The following is a 14,277-nucleotide window of genomic DNA, read 5'->3' as shown; positions in this document are numbered from 1 at the left end:
GTCCGCGGAACGGCCGCACGCTCACAGCGGAATCACCGCCGGGTCAGTCCGCCGCCTCCAGGCGTGCCGCGTACGCGTCGAGCAGGCCGGAGGCGAACGCGTCGGCGTCCCAGTCCTCGGGGCGTATCGCGTCCGGGCTCTCCCAGGTGTACGCCCAGCCGGTGCCCGGCGTCCCGTCGTGCTGGGGGCCGTCCAGGGGCAGTTTGCGCAGGTCGTACTCGTCGTCCTCGAAGTCGTCGAGTATGCGCCACTCCCGGACGGTCAGCCCCGCCAGCAGCAGACCGGAGGCTCTGCCGCCCGGCGCCTCGACGAGTCCCGGGTACGGCCTGTCGTTGAGCGCGGCGGCCCGCCAGCCCGACACGACCGCGGGCGTTCCGGTCGGCACCCTGCCGAGCAGGGCCGTCAGGATCCGGGGGAAGCGCAGGGTGCCGTAGACGAACAGGACGTCGGCACCGGGCGCGAGGCGGGCGAGCCGCACCTGGAGCGTGGGGTTGGTCATAAGGGGCAATCCACCTAGGAGTTGGGCGGGGACAGGGACTGTCGCTTCGCAGGCCGAATCTACTGCGCGCCCCCTGGGGTGCCGTGTCGTGAATGCGTGGTTACGGCCATGGGCGACTGTCCGCATGGTGAGACGTTCACTCGCTCGGGCGCGTGATTCGCGCCACCTTGATAAGGGGCGCGCTCGGATGAGCGCTCAGTTGTGAGCTGTAGATCTCCAAAGAGCGGGGCGCGACTTTACTGGCTCTAGATTCATTACTTGAATACGAATAGTGCTCTGAGTGAGATCAGGAATATCAGTGCTCGCTCTCCGAGACCATTGCTCCACTAGATGGATGGCGCTCTCAAGTAAGCGGAAAGGGCCCACACTTTCGATCTCTCGGCACATGGGTGGTTACAGCCGTGTGACGTGCCGCTGGACGTACCTCAACGCCTTTGATCTGGGTACGCTCCCCGCCGTCAGGGCAACCGACCACGAGGAGCCGAGTCCGGTGCCAGTTCACGCGAAGAACGCATCAGGCGCAGAACAGCAGAAGTTCGTCTACGACTTCAGCGAGGGCAACAAGGACCTCAAGGACCTCCTTGGTGGGAAGGGGGCCAACCTCGCCGAGATGACCAACCTCGGGCTTCCCGTCCCTCCGGGATTCACGATCACCACCGAGGCGTGCAAGGTCTATCTCGAATCCGGCTCCGAGCCCGCCCCCCTCCGCGACGAGGTCAGCACCCATCTCGCCGCCCTTGAGGAGCGGATGGGCAAGAAGCTCGGCCAGGCCGACGACCCCCTGCTGGTCTCGGTCCGTTCGGGCGCCAAGTTCTCCATGCCCGGAATGATGGACACGGTCCTCAACATCGGCCTCTCCGACGAGTCCGTGCACGGTCTCGCGGCGCAGGCGGGCGACGAGCGGTTCGCCTGGGACTCGTACCGCCGCCTCATCCAGATGTTCGGCAAGACGGTGCTGGGCGTCGACGGCGACCTCTTCGAGGAGGCGCTGGAGGAGGCCAAGAAGGTACGCGGCGCGGCCACCGACGTGGACCTGTGCGCGGACGATCTCCGGCAGCTCGTGGAGCAGTTCAAGGGCATCGTCGCCAAGCAGACCGGCCGGGACTTCCCGCAGGACCCGCGCGAGCAGATGGACCTCGCCGTCCGCGCGGTCTTCGACTCGTGGAACGGCGACAGGGCGAAGCTCTACCGCCGCCAGGAGCGCATCCCGCACGACCTGGGCACGGCCGTCAACGTGTGCTCCATGGTCTTCGGGAACCTCGGCCCGGACTCCGGTACGGGCGTCGCCTTCACCCGCGACCCGGCCAGCGGGCAGCAGGGCGTGTACGGCGACTACCTCCAGAACGCGCAGGGCGAGGACGTCGTCGCGGGCATCCGCAACACCGTTCCGCTCGCGGAGCTGGAGAAGCTCGACAAGGCCTCCTATGACCAGCTCATGCAGATCATGGAGACCCTGGAGACGCACTACAAGGACCTGTGCGACATCGAGTTCACCATCGAGCGCGGCAAGCTGTGGATGCTCCAGACGCGCGTCGGCAAGCGCACGGCCGCAGCGGCCTTCCGGATCGCCACGCAGCTCGTCGACCAGGGGCTGATCGATGAGGCGGAGGCCCTTCAGCGGGTCAACGGGGCGCAGCTCGCGCAGCTCATGTTCCCCCGTTTCGACGTGGACGCGAAGGCCGAGCAGATCGGCTGGGGCATCGCCGCCTCGCCGGGTGCGGCCGTCGGCAAGGCGGTCTTCGACTCGTACACCGCCATCAAGTGGTCGCGCTCCGGGGAGAAGGTCATCCTCATCCGCCGGGAGACCAACCCCGACGACCTGGACGGCATGATCGCGGCCGAGGGCATCCTCACCTCGCGCGGCGGCAAGACCTCACACGCGGCCGTCGTGGCCCGGGGCATGGGCAAGACCTGCGTGTGCGGCGCGGAGGAGCTGGAGGTCGACACCAAGCGCCGGCGGATGACGGCACCGGGCGGTCTCGTCATCGAGGAGGGTGACGTCGTCTCCATCGACGGCTCCAGCGGCAAGGTCTACAAGGGCGAGGTCCCGGTCGTGCCGTCCCCCGTGGTCGAGTACTTCGAGGGCCGGATGCACGCGGGTGCCGAGGACGCCGACGAGCTGGTCAAGGCCGTCCACCGGATCATGGCCTACGCCGACCGCGTCCGCAGGCTGCGCGTTCGCGCGAACGCCGACAACGCCGAAGATGCCTCCAGGGCCCGCCGTTTCGGAGCTCAGGGCATCGGTCTGTGCCGTACGGAGCACATGTTCCTCGGTGAACGGCGCGAAATGGTCGAGCGTTTGATCCTCGCCGACACCAAGGAGGAGCGGGACAAGGCGCTCCAGGGGCTGCTGCCGCTCCAGAAGGGCGACTTCGTCGAGCTGTTCGAGTCGATGGACGGGCTGCCCGTGACCGTACGGCTGCTGGACCCGCCGCTGCACGAGTTCCTGCCGGACATCACCGAACTGTCCGTACGGGTCGCGCTCGCCGAGTCCCGCAGGGACGCCAACGAGAACGACCTGCGGCTCCTCCAGGCCGTCCACCGGCTGCACGAGCAGAACCCGATGCTGGGCCTGCGCGGAGTGCGCCTCGGGCTGGTCATCCCGGGCCTGTTCACCATGCAGGTACGGGCCATCGCCGAGGCGGCGGCCGAGCGGAAGAACGCCAACGGCGACCCGCGCGCGGAGATCATGATCCCGCTGGTGGGCACCGTCCAGGAGCTGGAGATCGTCCGCGAGGAGGCCGAGCAGGTCATCGCCGAGGTCGAGCGCGAGTACGGCGTCGAACTGAAGCTGTCCCTGGGCACGATGATCGAGCTGCCGCGTGCCGCGCTGACGGCCGCCCAGATCGCCGAGTCGGCCGACTTCTTCTCGTTCGGCACGAACGACCTCACCCAGACCGTGTGGGGCTTCTCCCGGGACGACGTGGAGGCCAGCTTCTTCACGGCGTACCTGGAGAAGGGCATCTTCGGGGTCTCTCCGTTCGAGACGATCGACAAGGACGGCGTCGGCTCGCTCGTACGGGACGCGGCGGCGGCCGGAAGGGCCACGCGGCCCGACCTCAAGCTGGGCGTCTGCGGCGAGCACGGAGGCGACCCCGAGTCGGTGCACTTCTTCCACGAGGCGGGGCTGGACTACGTGTCCTGCTCGCCGTTCCGGATCCCGGTCGCCCGCCTGGAGGCGGGCAGGGCGGCGGCGCGCGGGACGCGCTGACGACGGATCGACGTACCACCGGACCCTTGCGCCGCATGTCCCTCACTGCGGCAGCGGGGCCCGGGACCCCGGAGGGGGCGGCCCTGTGCGGAGGAGCCGCCCCCTCCCCATGCGTACGGAGAAACCGTTCGGCTACTCGAAGTCGCACCCAGGGTTGGGCGCGTCCTCGGAGAGCGGCGCGCCATGGGGGAGGACGTACAGCACGTCCAGGACGACAGGTCTGGTACCGAGGTTGCGTCCTATGTGGACGTTCTGAGGTCCGGCGGGCTCGGTCAGCGAGCTGCCCTCCTTGTAGACCCCGTCGGACTCGCAGGTGGAGTCGAAGTGGCTGAGCGTGCCCTGCTGGACGTATCCGTGCAGGGTGCCGCTGTGGAAGTGCCAGCCCGTGCCCTGACCGGCGGGGATGGTGATCCGCCGCATGATGTAGTCCTTGTCGCCCACCGTCTTCTGCCAGATGGTCTTGCCTTCCACACCGGGACCGGCCGGTGTCGCCCCGGCCGTGGCGACACCCGAAAGTGTCGCCACGGCGGTGACAGCCGCGACCATTCCAGCCCGCATGCGCTGCTTGCTCATGTCAGTGCCCTTCTCGCCGACGGATCTCGCCGGCCGCGCGGGACGCGGCACCGGCGAACTGCCTGTACGGCACGGCCCAGGCACGCCTGGGGCCCACCGGTCGGTGACACGCGGCTGAGGGCGTCGAAGGTTCAGCAACGGCCGTTCAATGGCCGGAACTTGAGGATCAGAGCACGTCCTCGAAGTCCTTGAGCAGCCGGGCCTTCGGGCGTGCGCCCACCACGGAGCGCACCGGTTCGCCGTCGCGGAAGACCATCAGGGTCGGCATCGACATCACCCCGTAGGCCGCCTGGGTGCGCGGGTTGCTGTCCACGTCCAGGGAGACGACCTTCAGCGTGCCCTCCCTCTCGGCCGCGATGTCGGCCAGTACGGGCGCGACCATCTTGCAGGGCGGGCACCAGGAGGCCGTGAAGTCGACGAGGACGGGCACGTCCGAGCGCAGCACCTCCTCGTCGAACGTCTCGTCGGTGACCTCCGTCAGCATCGCCGTCTGCGTCATGTCGTGTTCCCCTCTGCCGGTTCTCCCGTGACGGACGCCCCGGTCCGGGGCGCCAGCTCGCAGCGGGGCGCGGGGGCCTCCGCCGACCGCGCGGCGGACTCCACCTCGGCGCGCGCCAGGTCGGCGCGCACCCTGTCCCGTACGTCCTGGAGCTGCGTGATGCAGTCGTCCAGTTCGGCGAGCTTCTTGCGGTACGCCTCCAGGGAGGCCGGGCAGGAGTCGCCGGTCGGGAAACCGGCCCGCAGGCACTCGACGAAGGGCCGGGTCTCCTCCAGGTCGAATCCGGAGTCCCGCAGCATCCTGATCTGCCGCAGGAGCCTCAGATCCTCCTCGCCGAAGGTCCGGTAGCCCTTCGCGTCCCGCCGTACGGTCAGCAGCCCGCGCGACTCGTAGTAGCGCAGGGTCCGTGTGGTCGTCCCCGCGCGCTTCGCCAGTTCACCGATGCGCATTCCAGCTCGCTCCCTCCGTACCGCGTGCCACACGCTAAGCATTGACGCCGACGTCAAGGCCAGCACAAGGGGTGTCCCGGCGCGGAGGGAACTGGTATCTACCACTGAGGCACGTTGGTTTCCGTTCGCTCCTGTCACCTCCGAGAGGCCCCCCATGACAGAAAACGAGAAGTTCCAACCGAGCAGACGCACCCTCACGACCGGTCTCGCCGCCCTGGCCGCCGGCGGACTCACCGCGGGCGGACTGGCCGTACCGCTGTCCGGCAGCGCCGAGGCGCGGTCATCGCGCGGACGCGCGGAGGGCGCTCCCTTCGTGGTCCCCGCGCTCCAGAAGTGGGAGGCCGGGAACGGGGAGTTCCGCCTCACGCCCGCCGGCCGCGTGGTCGTCTCGCGGGGCGACGCGCGGCTGCGGAAGCTCGCCAGATCGCTCACCGCCGAGCTGGAGGAGCTGACCGGCGTCCGGCTGCGCGCCCCCGGCACCGACAACGGACGCCCCGACCAGGGCGAGATACGGCTCCTCCTGGACCCCTCGGACAGCCACTCGGAGGGCGGCGAGCGCTACCGCGAGGAGGGCAGCAGAACGGCCGTCACGGCCCGGCACGTGACCGTCACGGCTCCCGCCTACGCGGGCGCCTTCCACGCCACCCGCAGCCTCCTGCAGATCCTCCTGCGCGACGAGCGCCGCGCGCTCCCCGCCGGAACCGCCGTGGACTGGCCGGACTACGCGCGCCGGGGCTTCATGCTCGACGTGGGGCGGAGGTTCTTCACGCCCGAGTTCCTGCGCGACTACATCCGCGCCCTGAGCTGGTTCAAGTTCAACGACTTCCAGATCCACCTCAACGACAACGAGATCAAGCCGCCCGGCGGCGACTGGAGCAAGGCGCAGTCCGCGTTCCGGCTCGCCAGCGACGACCCGGCCTGGTCGGGCCTGGCCGCGCGCGACGGCTCGTACGACCGCGCCACCTGGGACGGGTTCGAGGACCTGGCCGAGGCGCACGCCGTGCGGCTCACCCCCGAGTTCGACGCCCCCGCGCACTCCCGCGCCTTCGTGAAGTACCGGCCCGACATCGGGCTGGACGGCGGGAACTCCGACCACCTGGACCTGGCCAAACCGGCGTCCACGGCCTTCATGAGGGACCTGTTCACCCATTTCGTCCCCTGGTTCCGCAGCCCCGTCGTCCACTACGGCGCCGACGAGTACGGCGGCCCCGTCGAGCAGTACCGCGGCTACTTCAACGCCCTCGCCGCGCATCTGAGGGACCTGGGCAAGCAGCCCGCCGCATGGGGCAGCCTGAGCGAACTGGGCGGTACGGCCGAAGGCTTCGACAAGGACGTACGGATCTATAGCTGGAACAACGGCTGGTACGGCCCGGACGCCATCAAGAGGGACGGCTACGAGTTCGTCAACATCAACGACGCGACCCTCTACATCGTCCCCTACGCGGACTACTACCACGGGCAAGGGCTGGACGGGCGTTACCTGTACGAGGAATGGGCACCGCACGTCTTCCCGGACGGACAGAGCGTCGAACCCTTCGACCCCGCGCTGCGCGGTTCGCTCTTCGCCGTATGGAACGACCTCGTGCACCATCCGTACACCGAACGGGACGTGCACACCATGGTGAACAAGACGCTCGGAGTGCTCGCCCAGAAGATGTGGAGCGGCGACGCGGCGGGGCTCGCCTACGACGCGTTCCAGCAGCGCGTGGACGCCCTCGGACTCGGTCCCGGACTGGAACTGCTCGGCAAGGGCTGAGAGAGCCGGACAGGCCGGACCGCCCGGACACGGGCCGGACCACCCGGACGGCGCTCACGCGCGGTGGTAGCGGCGCTCCGGACGGCCCGTCGTGCCGTACCGGAGCGTCACCCGCGCCGTCCCGGTCGTGACGAAGTGCTCCAGATAGCGCCGTGCGCTCACCCGGGAGAGGCCGCTGCGCTCGGCGCACTCGGAGGCCGACAGGCCCTCGCCCTCCGGGCTGGCGTCGAGCGCGCCCCGCACCAGCTCGGCGGTCTGCTCCGTGAGGCCCTTCGGCAGGGCCGGAGCGGGCGCCGAGAGGGCGGGCCCTGTGGCGTCCGCCGCCGCGGGGCCGCCGATGATCCGGTCCACCTCGTCCTGCCCGGCCGAGGCCAGCGCCTCGAACTCCTGGCGCCGCTCCGCGTACCGCACGAGACGCTCCTGGAGGAGCTTGCCCTCGAAGGGCTTCACGACGTACTGCACCGCCCCTCCGTGCTGCGCCGCACGGACGCTCGCGGCATCCCTGGCGGCCGTGATGACCAGCACGTCGGGACCGCCGCCCGGCGCTTCGTCGCCCCGCAGCCTGCGGAGCACCTCCAGGCCGCTCAGGTCCGGCAGGTACAGGTCCAGCAGCACGAGGTCGGGGCGCAGCTCGCGCACCGAGGAGAGCGCGTCGGAGCCGCTGTGCGCCACCCCGGCGACCTCGAACCCGGGGACGCGCGACACCAGGGTGCTGTGGAGCTTCGCCACCATGAAGTCGTCGTCCACGACCAGGACGCGGATCACTCGCTCTCCCGCCTCTCGCTGCCTGTGCGCGGCCTCAGCCGTAGCTGACCCCGGTGAGCTGCTCCGACGCCACCCACAGCCGCTCGGACGCCGCGTCGCTGCGCGTCCAGGGCGCGCGCCACGACGGCGCGGGGGTGCCGCGCCAGCCCAGCCGGGGGCCCGTGAAGGAGTCACCGCGGACGCCGGGCGCCGTCGCCGCGTAGAGCGTCGGCAGCGCGCCCGCCTCGGCGGACTGGGCCACCAGGCTGTTGCCGAGCCTGAAGATACGCTCCGCCGCCCTGCGGTCCTCCATCAGGGGACCCCCGGTCTGGAGACTCGTCGAGGAGTACCCCGGGTGCGCGGCGGCCGCCACCAGCGCCGTCCTGGCCGTACGGCGGGCCAGCTCGTGGACGAACAGCAGGTTGGCGGTCTTGGAGCGCGCGTAGGCCGTCCAGCGCTGGTAGCCGCGCTCGCTGTTGAGATCGCCGATGTCGATGTTGGCCAGCACGTGCATGAAGCTGGAGACCGCGACGACACGGGGTGCCTCCGCCGCCAGCAGACGGTCCAGCAGCAGCCCGGTGAGCGCGAAGTGCCCCAGATGGTTGACGCCGAACTGCGTCTCGAAGCCGTCGGCGGTCCTGCGGAACGGCAGGGCCATGACGCCCGCGTTGTTGATCAGCAGGTCCACGCGCGCGTCGGGCAGCTCCTTGGCGAACGAGCGGACGGACGCCAGGTCCGCCAGGTCGAGCGTCCGCAGCTCCGTACGGGACGCCGCCTCCGGCAGCTCGTTCACGAGCCGCTCCAGGGCCTCCGTGCCGCGCTGCTCGCTCCGGCACGCCAGGACGACGCGGGCGCCTCTGCGGGCCAGCTCACGGACCGTGACGAAGCCGATGCCGCTGTTCGCCCCCGTCACCACCGCCGTGCGGCCGCTCTGGTCCGGGATCCTGCGTGCTGTCCAGCCCATGCCAGCCGTGCTCCTCGCCTCGTCACTGACTCCCGGGTCGCCTTCAGTCCGGAGGCTAGCCGCACGTCACCGCGCGGTCGAGGCAGTGCGGGGGCCCGTCCTTCGGGCGCACCCGTACGGACCGTCCCTCTAGGGTGTTTCCATGACTGCGACCCCTCGCGTGCTGCTCCTGCACGGCCCCAACCTCAACCTTCTCGGCGAGCGCGACCCCGCCACGTACGGCAGCACCACGCTGCGGGACGTCGAGGAGCGGACCACGGCCCTGGGGCGCGAGCTGGGCGCCGAGGTGCGCTGCGCGCAGAGCAACAGCGAGGGCACGCTCATCGACCATGTGCACAGCACCAGGAACGGGGACAGCGGCATCGTCTTCAACCCCGGCGCCTATTCGCACTACAGCTACGCCCTGCGCGACGCCCTCGAGGCGGTCGCCGGAATGGGCGTGCCCTGCGTCGAGGTGCACATCTCGAACGTGCACGCCCGCGAGCCCTTCCGGCACACCTCCGTGACGGCCCCCGTGTGCCAGGGCATGGTCTCCGGACACGGCGTCTTCGGGTACGAGCTGGCGCTGCGCTCCGTTCTCCACCGCATCGGGGAATGGCGGAAGGAAGGGCGGGCTTAACCGCCCTTAAGGCCATCCTTAAGCGCTCCGTAAGGATCGCCTCCCGGGCGCTGACCTGGACTTTCGTCGATTTTCCGGCGGCTAGGTTGGCGCCATGCCCCTCACCGCCGGTACGTCGGCGCCGCCCGGTACGCCCGCGTCCCCCGCGCCGTTCCCCGAGACGCCCCGTGTGCCGCCCCGCGCGCTCGCGGCCGGGCTGGTGCTCGGCGGGCTCGCCGTCGTCGCCCTGTGGGCCGTACAGGCGCGTTCCTCCGCCCGTCTGGACGCGGTCTTCGCCACGGGAGCGCATCTCGCCGGGCTGCTCGCGGGGTACGGCGTGCTCGTCATGCTCTTCCTGATGGCGCGCGTCCCCGCCGTCGAGCACGGGGTGGGCGCCGACCGGCTGGCGCGCTGGCACGCCCGGAGCGGCCGCTCCGTGGTGCTGATGTGCGCCCTCCACGCGCTGCTCGCCCTGTGCGGCTACGCCGCGCACACCGGCACCGACCTGGTCAGCGCGGCGAAGGCGCTCGCCGGATACCCCGCCCTCGCCGCCGCGACGGGCGGCACGCTCATGATGGCCGCCCTGGGCGCGAGTTCGGCCCGCGCGGTGCGCCAACGGGTCTCGCACGAGGCGTGGCGCTCGGCCCACCTCCTCATGTACGTCGCCGCCGGGCTGGCCTTCGCCCATCAGCTCTCCGGGCCCGACATCGCGGGCAGCGCGTTCGTCTCCTGGCTGTGGGCGCTGCTGCACGCCACGGTCGCCGTGCTGCTCCTCTGGTACCGCGCGGTGGTGCCCGTACGGCAGGCGTTCCGGCACGCCCTGCGTGTGGTGGACGTACGGCCCGAGGGGCCCGGGGTCGTGTCCGTCACCATGCGGGGAAGGGGTGTCGACGCGCTCCAGGCGGAGGCCGGGCAGTTCTTCCGCTGGCGTTTTCTCGCACCGCGCCTGTGGCGGACGGCCCTTCCGTTCTCGCTCTCCGCGCCCGTGAGGGACGACACCTTGCGCATCACCGTCAAGGCACTGGGCGACCACACCCGCCGTATGCGCCGTCTCCGTCCGGGCGTACGGGTACTGGCCACGGGCCCGTTCGGGGCGATGACCGCGCACCGGCGCACCCGGAGCAAGGTGCTGCTCCTGGCCGGAGGGGTCGGCATCACGCCCATGCGCGCGCTGTTCGAGACACTGCCGTGCGCGCCCGGCGAACTGACGCTCCTGTACCGCGCGAACGGCCCCGAACAGCTCGTCCTGCGCGAGGAACTGGAGGCCCTCGCCGTACGGCGCGGCGCCAACCTGCACTACCTGCTGGGCCCTTCGGACGGACCGTACGATCCGCTCGCCCCCGGGGCGCTGCGCGCACTCGTGCCCGACCTGTCCGACCACGACGTGTACCTGTGCGGGCCGCCCGGCATGACCAGGGCCGCCGTCGCCGCGCTGGCGCGCTGCGGGGTGCCGCGGGGACGGATCCACTCCGAGGAGTTCGCGTTCTGACGGAGGTGATCGGACCTGCCCTGCCCTGTCCTGCCTGCCCGCCCTGAGTCTCCCCGCATCCCCTTGCCCCGACGAGAGAGCCGAGGTCACCTCGCGATGGCACGCCACCGCAAGCAGCACCGCAAGCAGCCAGGAACGCCCGCCCCTTCGGTACGGCCCCGCCGGGCACGGCACAAGCTCGCCGCCGGGCTCGCCGGGACGAGCGCCGTCGTGGCGACGCTGCTCGTGCTGACCGTGAGCCCGGCCGCGCCCCCGGCACCCGACCGCGTGCCCGGTGGCGCGGTGGAGGGCGCGGCGGAGCATCCCTAGCCCGGCGGACGTGGCACAGCCACCGGGGGCCCGTCACTCCGTACCCGTCACCGCCGTCAGCAGGACGACCGAGTCCTCGATCGCGGTGAGCCCGTGCCGCTCCTGCGGGATGCGCTGCACCTGCCCGGCGGCGACCTCCTTGTGCCCGCTGTCCGACGTGAGGCGCACATAGCCGCGCAGCACCTGCAGACTGGCGGCGGGGGGAGCGTTGTGCTCCTCCAGCGACGCCCCGGAGACCAGGGCGATCACACTCTGCCGCAGCGGCCCGTCCTGGAGGAACAGGTGCGCGCTGCGACCGCGCGGGTCGCTCCCGGCCAACGCCATGTGCTCGTCCGCGAGTGTGGTGAGGTCATCCATCCCTCCATCCTCGCGGGCCACCGGGACAGCGCAACCGGGCCCGGGCCGCGTCTAAGCTGACGAGCGTGGACGGAACGGTGAACACTTCCGCCGAGGACGTGCTGGCCGAGGCGCTGACCGATGTGCTGAGCGGAGCACGGGCACGGGGCGGCCTCTTCCACCAGGCGGTGCTCGCGCCCCCCTGGGCGCTGCGCGTGCAGGACGGCGCGCCGCTCGCCCTCGCCTCCCTGCTGCGCGGGGACGAGGCCTGGGTGCTCCCGAGCCGGGGCGAGCCCGTACGGATGGAGCGCGGCGACATCGTCGTGCTGCGCGGCCCCGAGCCGTACGTCGTGGCCGACGATCCCGCGACCGTGCCGGAGCTGATCGTCAACCCCGGCGACTGCTTCACCGACCTGAACGGCGTGGACATGTGCGAGGAGCTGAGCCTCGGCGTCCGCACCTGGGGAAAGAGCCACGACGAACCGCATCTCGTGCTCAGCGGCAACTACCAGTTCCATGGCGACGTCTCCGCACGGCTGCTCGACGCGCTGCCGCCCGTCCTGCTGCTGAAGGAGCGCGACTGGGACTCCGCTCTGATGCCGCTGGTCGCCGCTGAGGTCGTCAAGGAGGAGCCGGGGCAGCAGATGGTGCTCGACCGGCTCCTGGACCTGCTGCTGATCTCGGTGCTGCGGGCATGGTTCGCGCGGCCCGAGGCGCGCGCCCCCGCCTGGTACCGGGCGCAGAGCGACCCCGTGGTCGGCGGGGCGCTGCGGATGATGCACGAACAGCCCGCGCACGGCTGGACCGTGGCGACGCTCGCGGCCAAGTGCGGGGTCTCCCGGGCGAGTCTGGCCCGCCGCTTCAGCGACCTGGTGGGACAGCCGCCGATGGCGTACCTCACGCAGTGGCGCATCGACCTCGCCGCGCGGCTGCTGCGCGAGCCCGGCAGCACGGTCGGCGCGGTGGCCCGCCGCGTCGGGTACGCCGACGCCTTCGCGCTCAGCGCCGCGTTCAAGCGCGTACGCGGAGTGAGCCCGGCCGAGCACCGTGCGGCCACGGTCCCGCCCGGGGCCGGGGCCGGTACGGGGGAGCCCGGTGCGGGGGAGTCCGGCGCCGGGGAGCCCGTTGTCAGTGGTGCGCGGCATCCTTGAGGCATGTACCAGGAACGGCCTTCGCGGATCCCCGGGGCGGTGGTCTGGTCCCACGGCGCCGCGCCCGCCGGGACCGGGCTCGTGCTGCCGGACGGCTGCATGGACCTCCTGCTGTGGAACGGGGAGCTGGTCGTCGCCGGTCCCGACACCCGCGCCCATGAGTTCTCGCGCCGCCCCGAGCACCGCATCACGGGCCTGCGCCTGGCTCCGGGAGCGGGCCCGCGCGTCTTCGGGATCAGGGCGTTCGAGGTGCGGGACCAGCGGGTGCCGCTGGCCGGGATATGGCCCGCGCGCGAGGTGCGTGAGCTGACCGAGCGGATGCTGGCCGCCCCCGACCCGGGCGCGGCGCTGGAGTCCGTCGCCGGCCGGCGGCTGGCCGCCGCCGCGGAGGGCACGGCGCCCGGGGCACGCGCAGAGGGGGCCGAAGGCCCGCTCGCGGACGCGGTCGTCGAGCTGCTCAGGCGGGGGTACGGGGTGCGGGAGGTCGCCCGCGAAGTGGGACTCAGCGAGCGCCAGTTGCACCGCCGCTGCCTGGACGCGTTCGGTTACGGCGCGAAGACCCTGGCCCGTGTGCTGCGCATGCGCCGGGCGCTGAGCCTCGCCGACGGCGGCACGCCCCTGTCCGAGACCGCGTTCCGCGCCGGATACGCCGACCAGGCCCACCTCGCCCGCGAGGTCAGAGCGCTGGCGGGCACGTCCATGACGGGGCTCATACGCGCGTGACGCGTCCGGAGGGCCGTGCCGGGCTCGTACGGGTCGTTGAGGGGCGTTCGCGGCCGTTACGGGGCGGCGGGGCCGCCGGCCCGCGCGGCCCGGCTCACGACTCGTCGAGGCGGGCGAAGAGGTCCACCGAGTTGCCGTCCGGGTCGAGGACCACCGCGTAGCGCTGGCCCCAGAACGCGTCCCAGGGCTCCTTGTGGCCGGTGTAGCCCGCGGCGGTCAGCTCGGCGTAGTTCTTGTCCACGTCGGCGGGGCTGTCGCAGAGGAACGCGAGCCCGATGCGGCCGTTGCCGTCGCCCGGGTCCCATTCCGGCTCGAAGGAGCGGACGGTCGCCTCCGTGTCCCAGGCCATGCGCAGCCCGCCCGGCAGTTCCGCCTCGACGTGCGGCTCGCCGTCCGCGTCGGCAGGGATGTCGAGGCCGAGTCGCCGGTAGAAGGCGAGGGAGGCCGCCATGTCGGAGGTGACGATGCCGATGAGGTCGAATCGAGGTGTCATGCGAGCACCGTAGGCGGGCCCGTCTCCCGCCGTCTTGAACGAATCGGACGTCGGCCGCAGGTCCGCTCCTCTGGCCGCCGGGGCGCCGTTACGGTGGGCGCATGCCGGAGATCCTGACCGTCCTGACCACCATCGACAGCGAGGAGAAGGCGCGCGCGCTCGCCGCCGGGGCCATCGAGCGGCGGGTCGCGGCGTGCGCCCAAGTGGGCTCCGCCGTGCAGTCGTTCTACCGCTGGGAGGGTGCCGTTCAGTCCGACCCGGAGTGGCAGGTGCTCTTCAAGACGACGGCCGCGCGGTACGACGCGCTGGAGGCGTACCTCCGCGAGGCGCACGACTACGACGTGCCGGAGATCATCGCCACCCCGGTCGTCCGGGGCGGCGACGACTACCTGGCGTGGGTCGCGGAGGAGACGGCCTGAGCGGGCCTCCCCGGCCCGCCTAATTGGCACCCGCCTGAGAGGCCTAAGCGGCCCGCCCGGGCCT

General features: G+C 71.6%; 16 protein-coding genes. 8 read left to right on the top strand and 8 right to left on the bottom strand.

Annotated elements, in window-relative coordinates; genetic code table 11:
- Window positions 1-43 precede the first annotated feature (43 nt).
- Window positions 44-499: a gamma-glutamylcyclotransferase family protein gene (locus ABD343_RS25790; RefSeq protein WP_344531712.1), complete on the bottom strand. Its 456-nt coding sequence runs from the start codon at window positions 497-499 to the stop codon at window positions 44-46.
- A gap of 490 nt (window positions 500-989) precedes the next feature.
- Between ABD343_RS25790 and ppdK the strand changes: the two genes are divergently transcribed.
- Entirely contained in the window at window positions 990-3,710 is a 2,721-nt protein-coding gene (gene ppdK, locus ABD343_RS25785; protein ID WP_344531711.1) for a pyruvate, phosphate dikinase, read from the top strand.
- A 132-nt stretch (window positions 3,711-3,842) separates the two neighbouring features.
- Here ppdK and ABD343_RS25780 read toward each other — a convergent pair whose 3' ends face one another.
- The 3 genes from ABD343_RS25780 to ABD343_RS25770 form a co-directional block, all read right to left on the bottom strand.
- Window positions 3,843-4,283, bottom strand: coding sequence for a cupin domain-containing protein (locus tag ABD343_RS25780; RefSeq protein WP_344531710.1), 441 nt, complete (start codon window positions 4,281-4,283; stop codon window positions 3,843-3,845).
- A gap of 166 nt (window positions 4,284-4,449) precedes the next feature.
- Window positions 4,450-4,782 carry a thioredoxin gene (gene trxA, locus ABD343_RS25775; RefSeq protein ID WP_344531709.1) on the bottom strand — a complete coding sequence of 111 codons (333 nt, stop codon included), beginning with the start codon at window positions 4,780-4,782 and terminating at the stop codon, window positions 4,450-4,452.
- A complete protein-coding gene (locus ABD343_RS25770; RefSeq protein ID WP_344531708.1) occupies window positions 4,779-5,231 on the bottom strand; it encodes a MerR family transcriptional regulator in 453 nt (150 codons plus the stop codon). The genes trxA and ABD343_RS25770 overlap by 4 nt, the downstream gene beginning before the upstream one ends.
- Window positions 5,232-5,385: 154 nt before the next feature.
- Between ABD343_RS25770 and ABD343_RS25765 the strand changes: the two genes are divergently transcribed.
- Window positions 5,386-6,987: a family 20 glycosylhydrolase gene (locus ABD343_RS25765; protein WP_344531707.1), complete on the top strand. Its 1,602-nt coding sequence runs from the start codon at window positions 5,386-5,388 to the stop codon at window positions 6,985-6,987.
- 54 nt (window positions 6,988-7,041) lie between these two features.
- Here ABD343_RS25765 and ABD343_RS25760 read toward each other — a convergent pair whose 3' ends face one another.
- Window positions 7,042-7,752: a response regulator gene (locus tag ABD343_RS25760; protein WP_344531706.1), complete on the bottom strand. Its 711-nt coding sequence runs from the start codon at window positions 7,750-7,752 to the stop codon at window positions 7,042-7,044.
- Window positions 7,753-7,786: 34 nt separating this feature from the next.
- The gene (locus tag ABD343_RS25755; RefSeq protein ID WP_344531705.1) at window positions 7,787-8,695 is read right to left on the bottom strand and encodes an oxidoreductase; all 909 of its coding nucleotides are present in this window, start codon (window positions 8,693-8,695) and stop codon (window positions 7,787-7,789) included.
- A 142-nt stretch (window positions 8,696-8,837) separates the two neighbouring features.
- Between ABD343_RS25755 and aroQ the strand changes: the two genes are divergently transcribed.
- The 3 genes from aroQ (at window position 8,838) to ABD343_RS25740 (ending at window position 11,091) form a co-directional block, all read left to right on the top strand.
- On the top strand, window positions 8,838-9,314 hold the full coding sequence (gene aroQ / locus ABD343_RS25750) for a type II 3-dehydroquinate dehydratase (RefSeq protein WP_344531704.1): 477 nt from the start codon (window positions 8,838-8,840) through the stop codon (window positions 9,312-9,314).
- A gap of 94 nt (window positions 9,315-9,408) precedes the next feature.
- Window positions 9,409-10,782, top strand: coding sequence for a ferredoxin reductase family protein (locus ABD343_RS25745; protein WP_344531703.1), 1,374 nt, complete (start codon window positions 9,409-9,411; stop codon window positions 10,780-10,782).
- 96 nt (window positions 10,783-10,878) lie between these two features.
- Window positions 10,879-11,091 (top strand): hypothetical protein, encoded by a 213-nt coding sequence (locus tag ABD343_RS25740; RefSeq protein ID WP_344531702.1) that lies wholly within the window; start codon window positions 10,879-10,881, stop codon window positions 11,089-11,091.
- Window positions 11,092-11,124: 33 nt separating this feature from the next.
- Here the strand turns inward: ABD343_RS25740 and ABD343_RS25735 are convergent, their stop codons facing one another.
- Window positions 11,125-11,448, bottom strand: a complete 324-nt coding sequence (locus tag ABD343_RS25735; RefSeq protein ID WP_344531701.1) for a cupin domain-containing protein — start codon at window positions 11,446-11,448, stop codon at window positions 11,125-11,127.
- Window positions 11,449-11,513: 65 nt separating this feature from the next.
- Here ABD343_RS25735 and ABD343_RS25730 point away from each other — a divergent pair, with 65 nt between their 5' ends.
- Together ABD343_RS25730 and ABD343_RS25725 are read left to right on the top strand one after the other, a co-directional pair.
- Complete coding sequence (locus tag ABD343_RS25730) at window positions 11,514-12,578, top strand: AraC family transcriptional regulator (RefSeq protein WP_344531700.1); 1,065 nt, start codon at window positions 11,514-11,516, stop codon at window positions 12,576-12,578.
- Between the two features lie 3 nt (window positions 12,579-12,581).
- Window positions 12,582-13,301: a helix-turn-helix transcriptional regulator gene (locus tag ABD343_RS25725; RefSeq protein ID WP_344531699.1), complete on the top strand. Its 720-nt coding sequence runs from the start codon at window positions 12,582-12,584 to the stop codon at window positions 13,299-13,301.
- Between the two features lie 94 nt (window positions 13,302-13,395).
- Here the strand turns inward: ABD343_RS25725 and ABD343_RS25720 are convergent, their stop codons facing one another.
- Complete coding sequence (locus tag ABD343_RS25720) at window positions 13,396-13,794, bottom strand: VOC family protein (RefSeq protein ID WP_344531698.1); 399 nt, start codon at window positions 13,792-13,794, stop codon at window positions 13,396-13,398.
- A 101-nt stretch (window positions 13,795-13,895) separates the two neighbouring features.
- On the opposite strand from ABD343_RS25720, the gene cutA reads away from it, so the two are divergent.
- A complete protein-coding gene (gene cutA / locus ABD343_RS25715; protein WP_344531697.1) occupies window positions 13,896-14,213 on the top strand; it encodes a divalent-cation tolerance protein CutA in 318 nt (105 codons plus the stop codon).
- Window positions 14,214-14,277: the final 64 nt, after the last annotated feature.

It is taken from the genome of Streptomyces albiaxialis (assembly GCF_039530985.1).
GTDB classification, from domain to species: domain Bacteria; phylum Actinomycetota; class Actinomycetes; order Streptomycetales; family Streptomycetaceae; genus Streptomyces; species Streptomyces albiaxialis.
Note: the sequence above shows the minus strand (reverse complement) of the source record. Positions and strands in the feature narration are given on the sequence as shown.

What these genes read in the sequence shown, in the direction of transcription:
- ABD343_RS25790 (WP_344531712.1), bottom strand. Translation starts at nt 499, where the DNA reads ATGACCAACCCCACGCTCCAGGTGCGGCTCGCCCGCCTCGCGCCCGGT.
- ABD343_RS25780 (WP_344531710.1), bottom strand. Translation starts at nt 4,283, where the DNA reads ATGAGCAAGCAGCGCATGCGGGCTGGAATGGTCGCGGCTGTCACCGCC.
- trxA (WP_344531709.1), bottom strand. Translation starts at nt 4,782, where the DNA reads ATGACGCAGACGGCGATGCTGACGGAGGTCACCGACGAGACGTTCGAC.
- ABD343_RS25770 (WP_344531708.1), bottom strand. Translation starts at nt 5,231, where the DNA reads ATGCGCATCGGTGAACTGGCGAAGCGCGCGGGGACGACCACACGGACC.
- ABD343_RS25765 (WP_344531707.1), top strand. Translation starts at nt 5,386, where the DNA reads ATGACAGAAAACGAGAAGTTCCAACCGAGCAGACGCACCCTCACGACC.
- ABD343_RS25755 (WP_344531705.1), bottom strand. Translation starts at nt 8,695, where the DNA reads ATGGGCTGGACAGCACGCAGGATCCCGGACCAGAGCGGCCGCACGGCG.
- aroQ (WP_344531704.1), top strand. Translation starts at nt 8,838, where the DNA reads ATGACTGCGACCCCTCGCGTGCTGCTCCTGCACGGCCCCAACCTCAAC.
- ABD343_RS25745 (WP_344531703.1), top strand. Translation starts at nt 9,409, where the DNA reads ATGCCCCTCACCGCCGGTACGTCGGCGCCGCCCGGTACGCCCGCGTCC.
- ABD343_RS25740 (WP_344531702.1), top strand. Translation starts at nt 10,879, where the DNA reads ATGGCACGCCACCGCAAGCAGCACCGCAAGCAGCCAGGAACGCCCGCC.
- ABD343_RS25735 (WP_344531701.1), bottom strand. Translation starts at nt 11,448, where the DNA reads ATGGATGACCTCACCACACTCGCGGACGAGCACATGGCGTTGGCCGGG.
- ABD343_RS25725 (WP_344531699.1), top strand. Translation starts at nt 12,582, where the DNA reads ATGTACCAGGAACGGCCTTCGCGGATCCCCGGGGCGGTGGTCTGGTCC.
- ABD343_RS25720 (WP_344531698.1), bottom strand. Translation starts at nt 13,794, where the DNA reads ATGACACCTCGATTCGACCTCATCGGCATCGTCACCTCCGACATGGCG.
- cutA (WP_344531697.1), top strand. Translation starts at nt 13,896, where the DNA reads ATGCCGGAGATCCTGACCGTCCTGACCACCATCGACAGCGAGGAGAAG.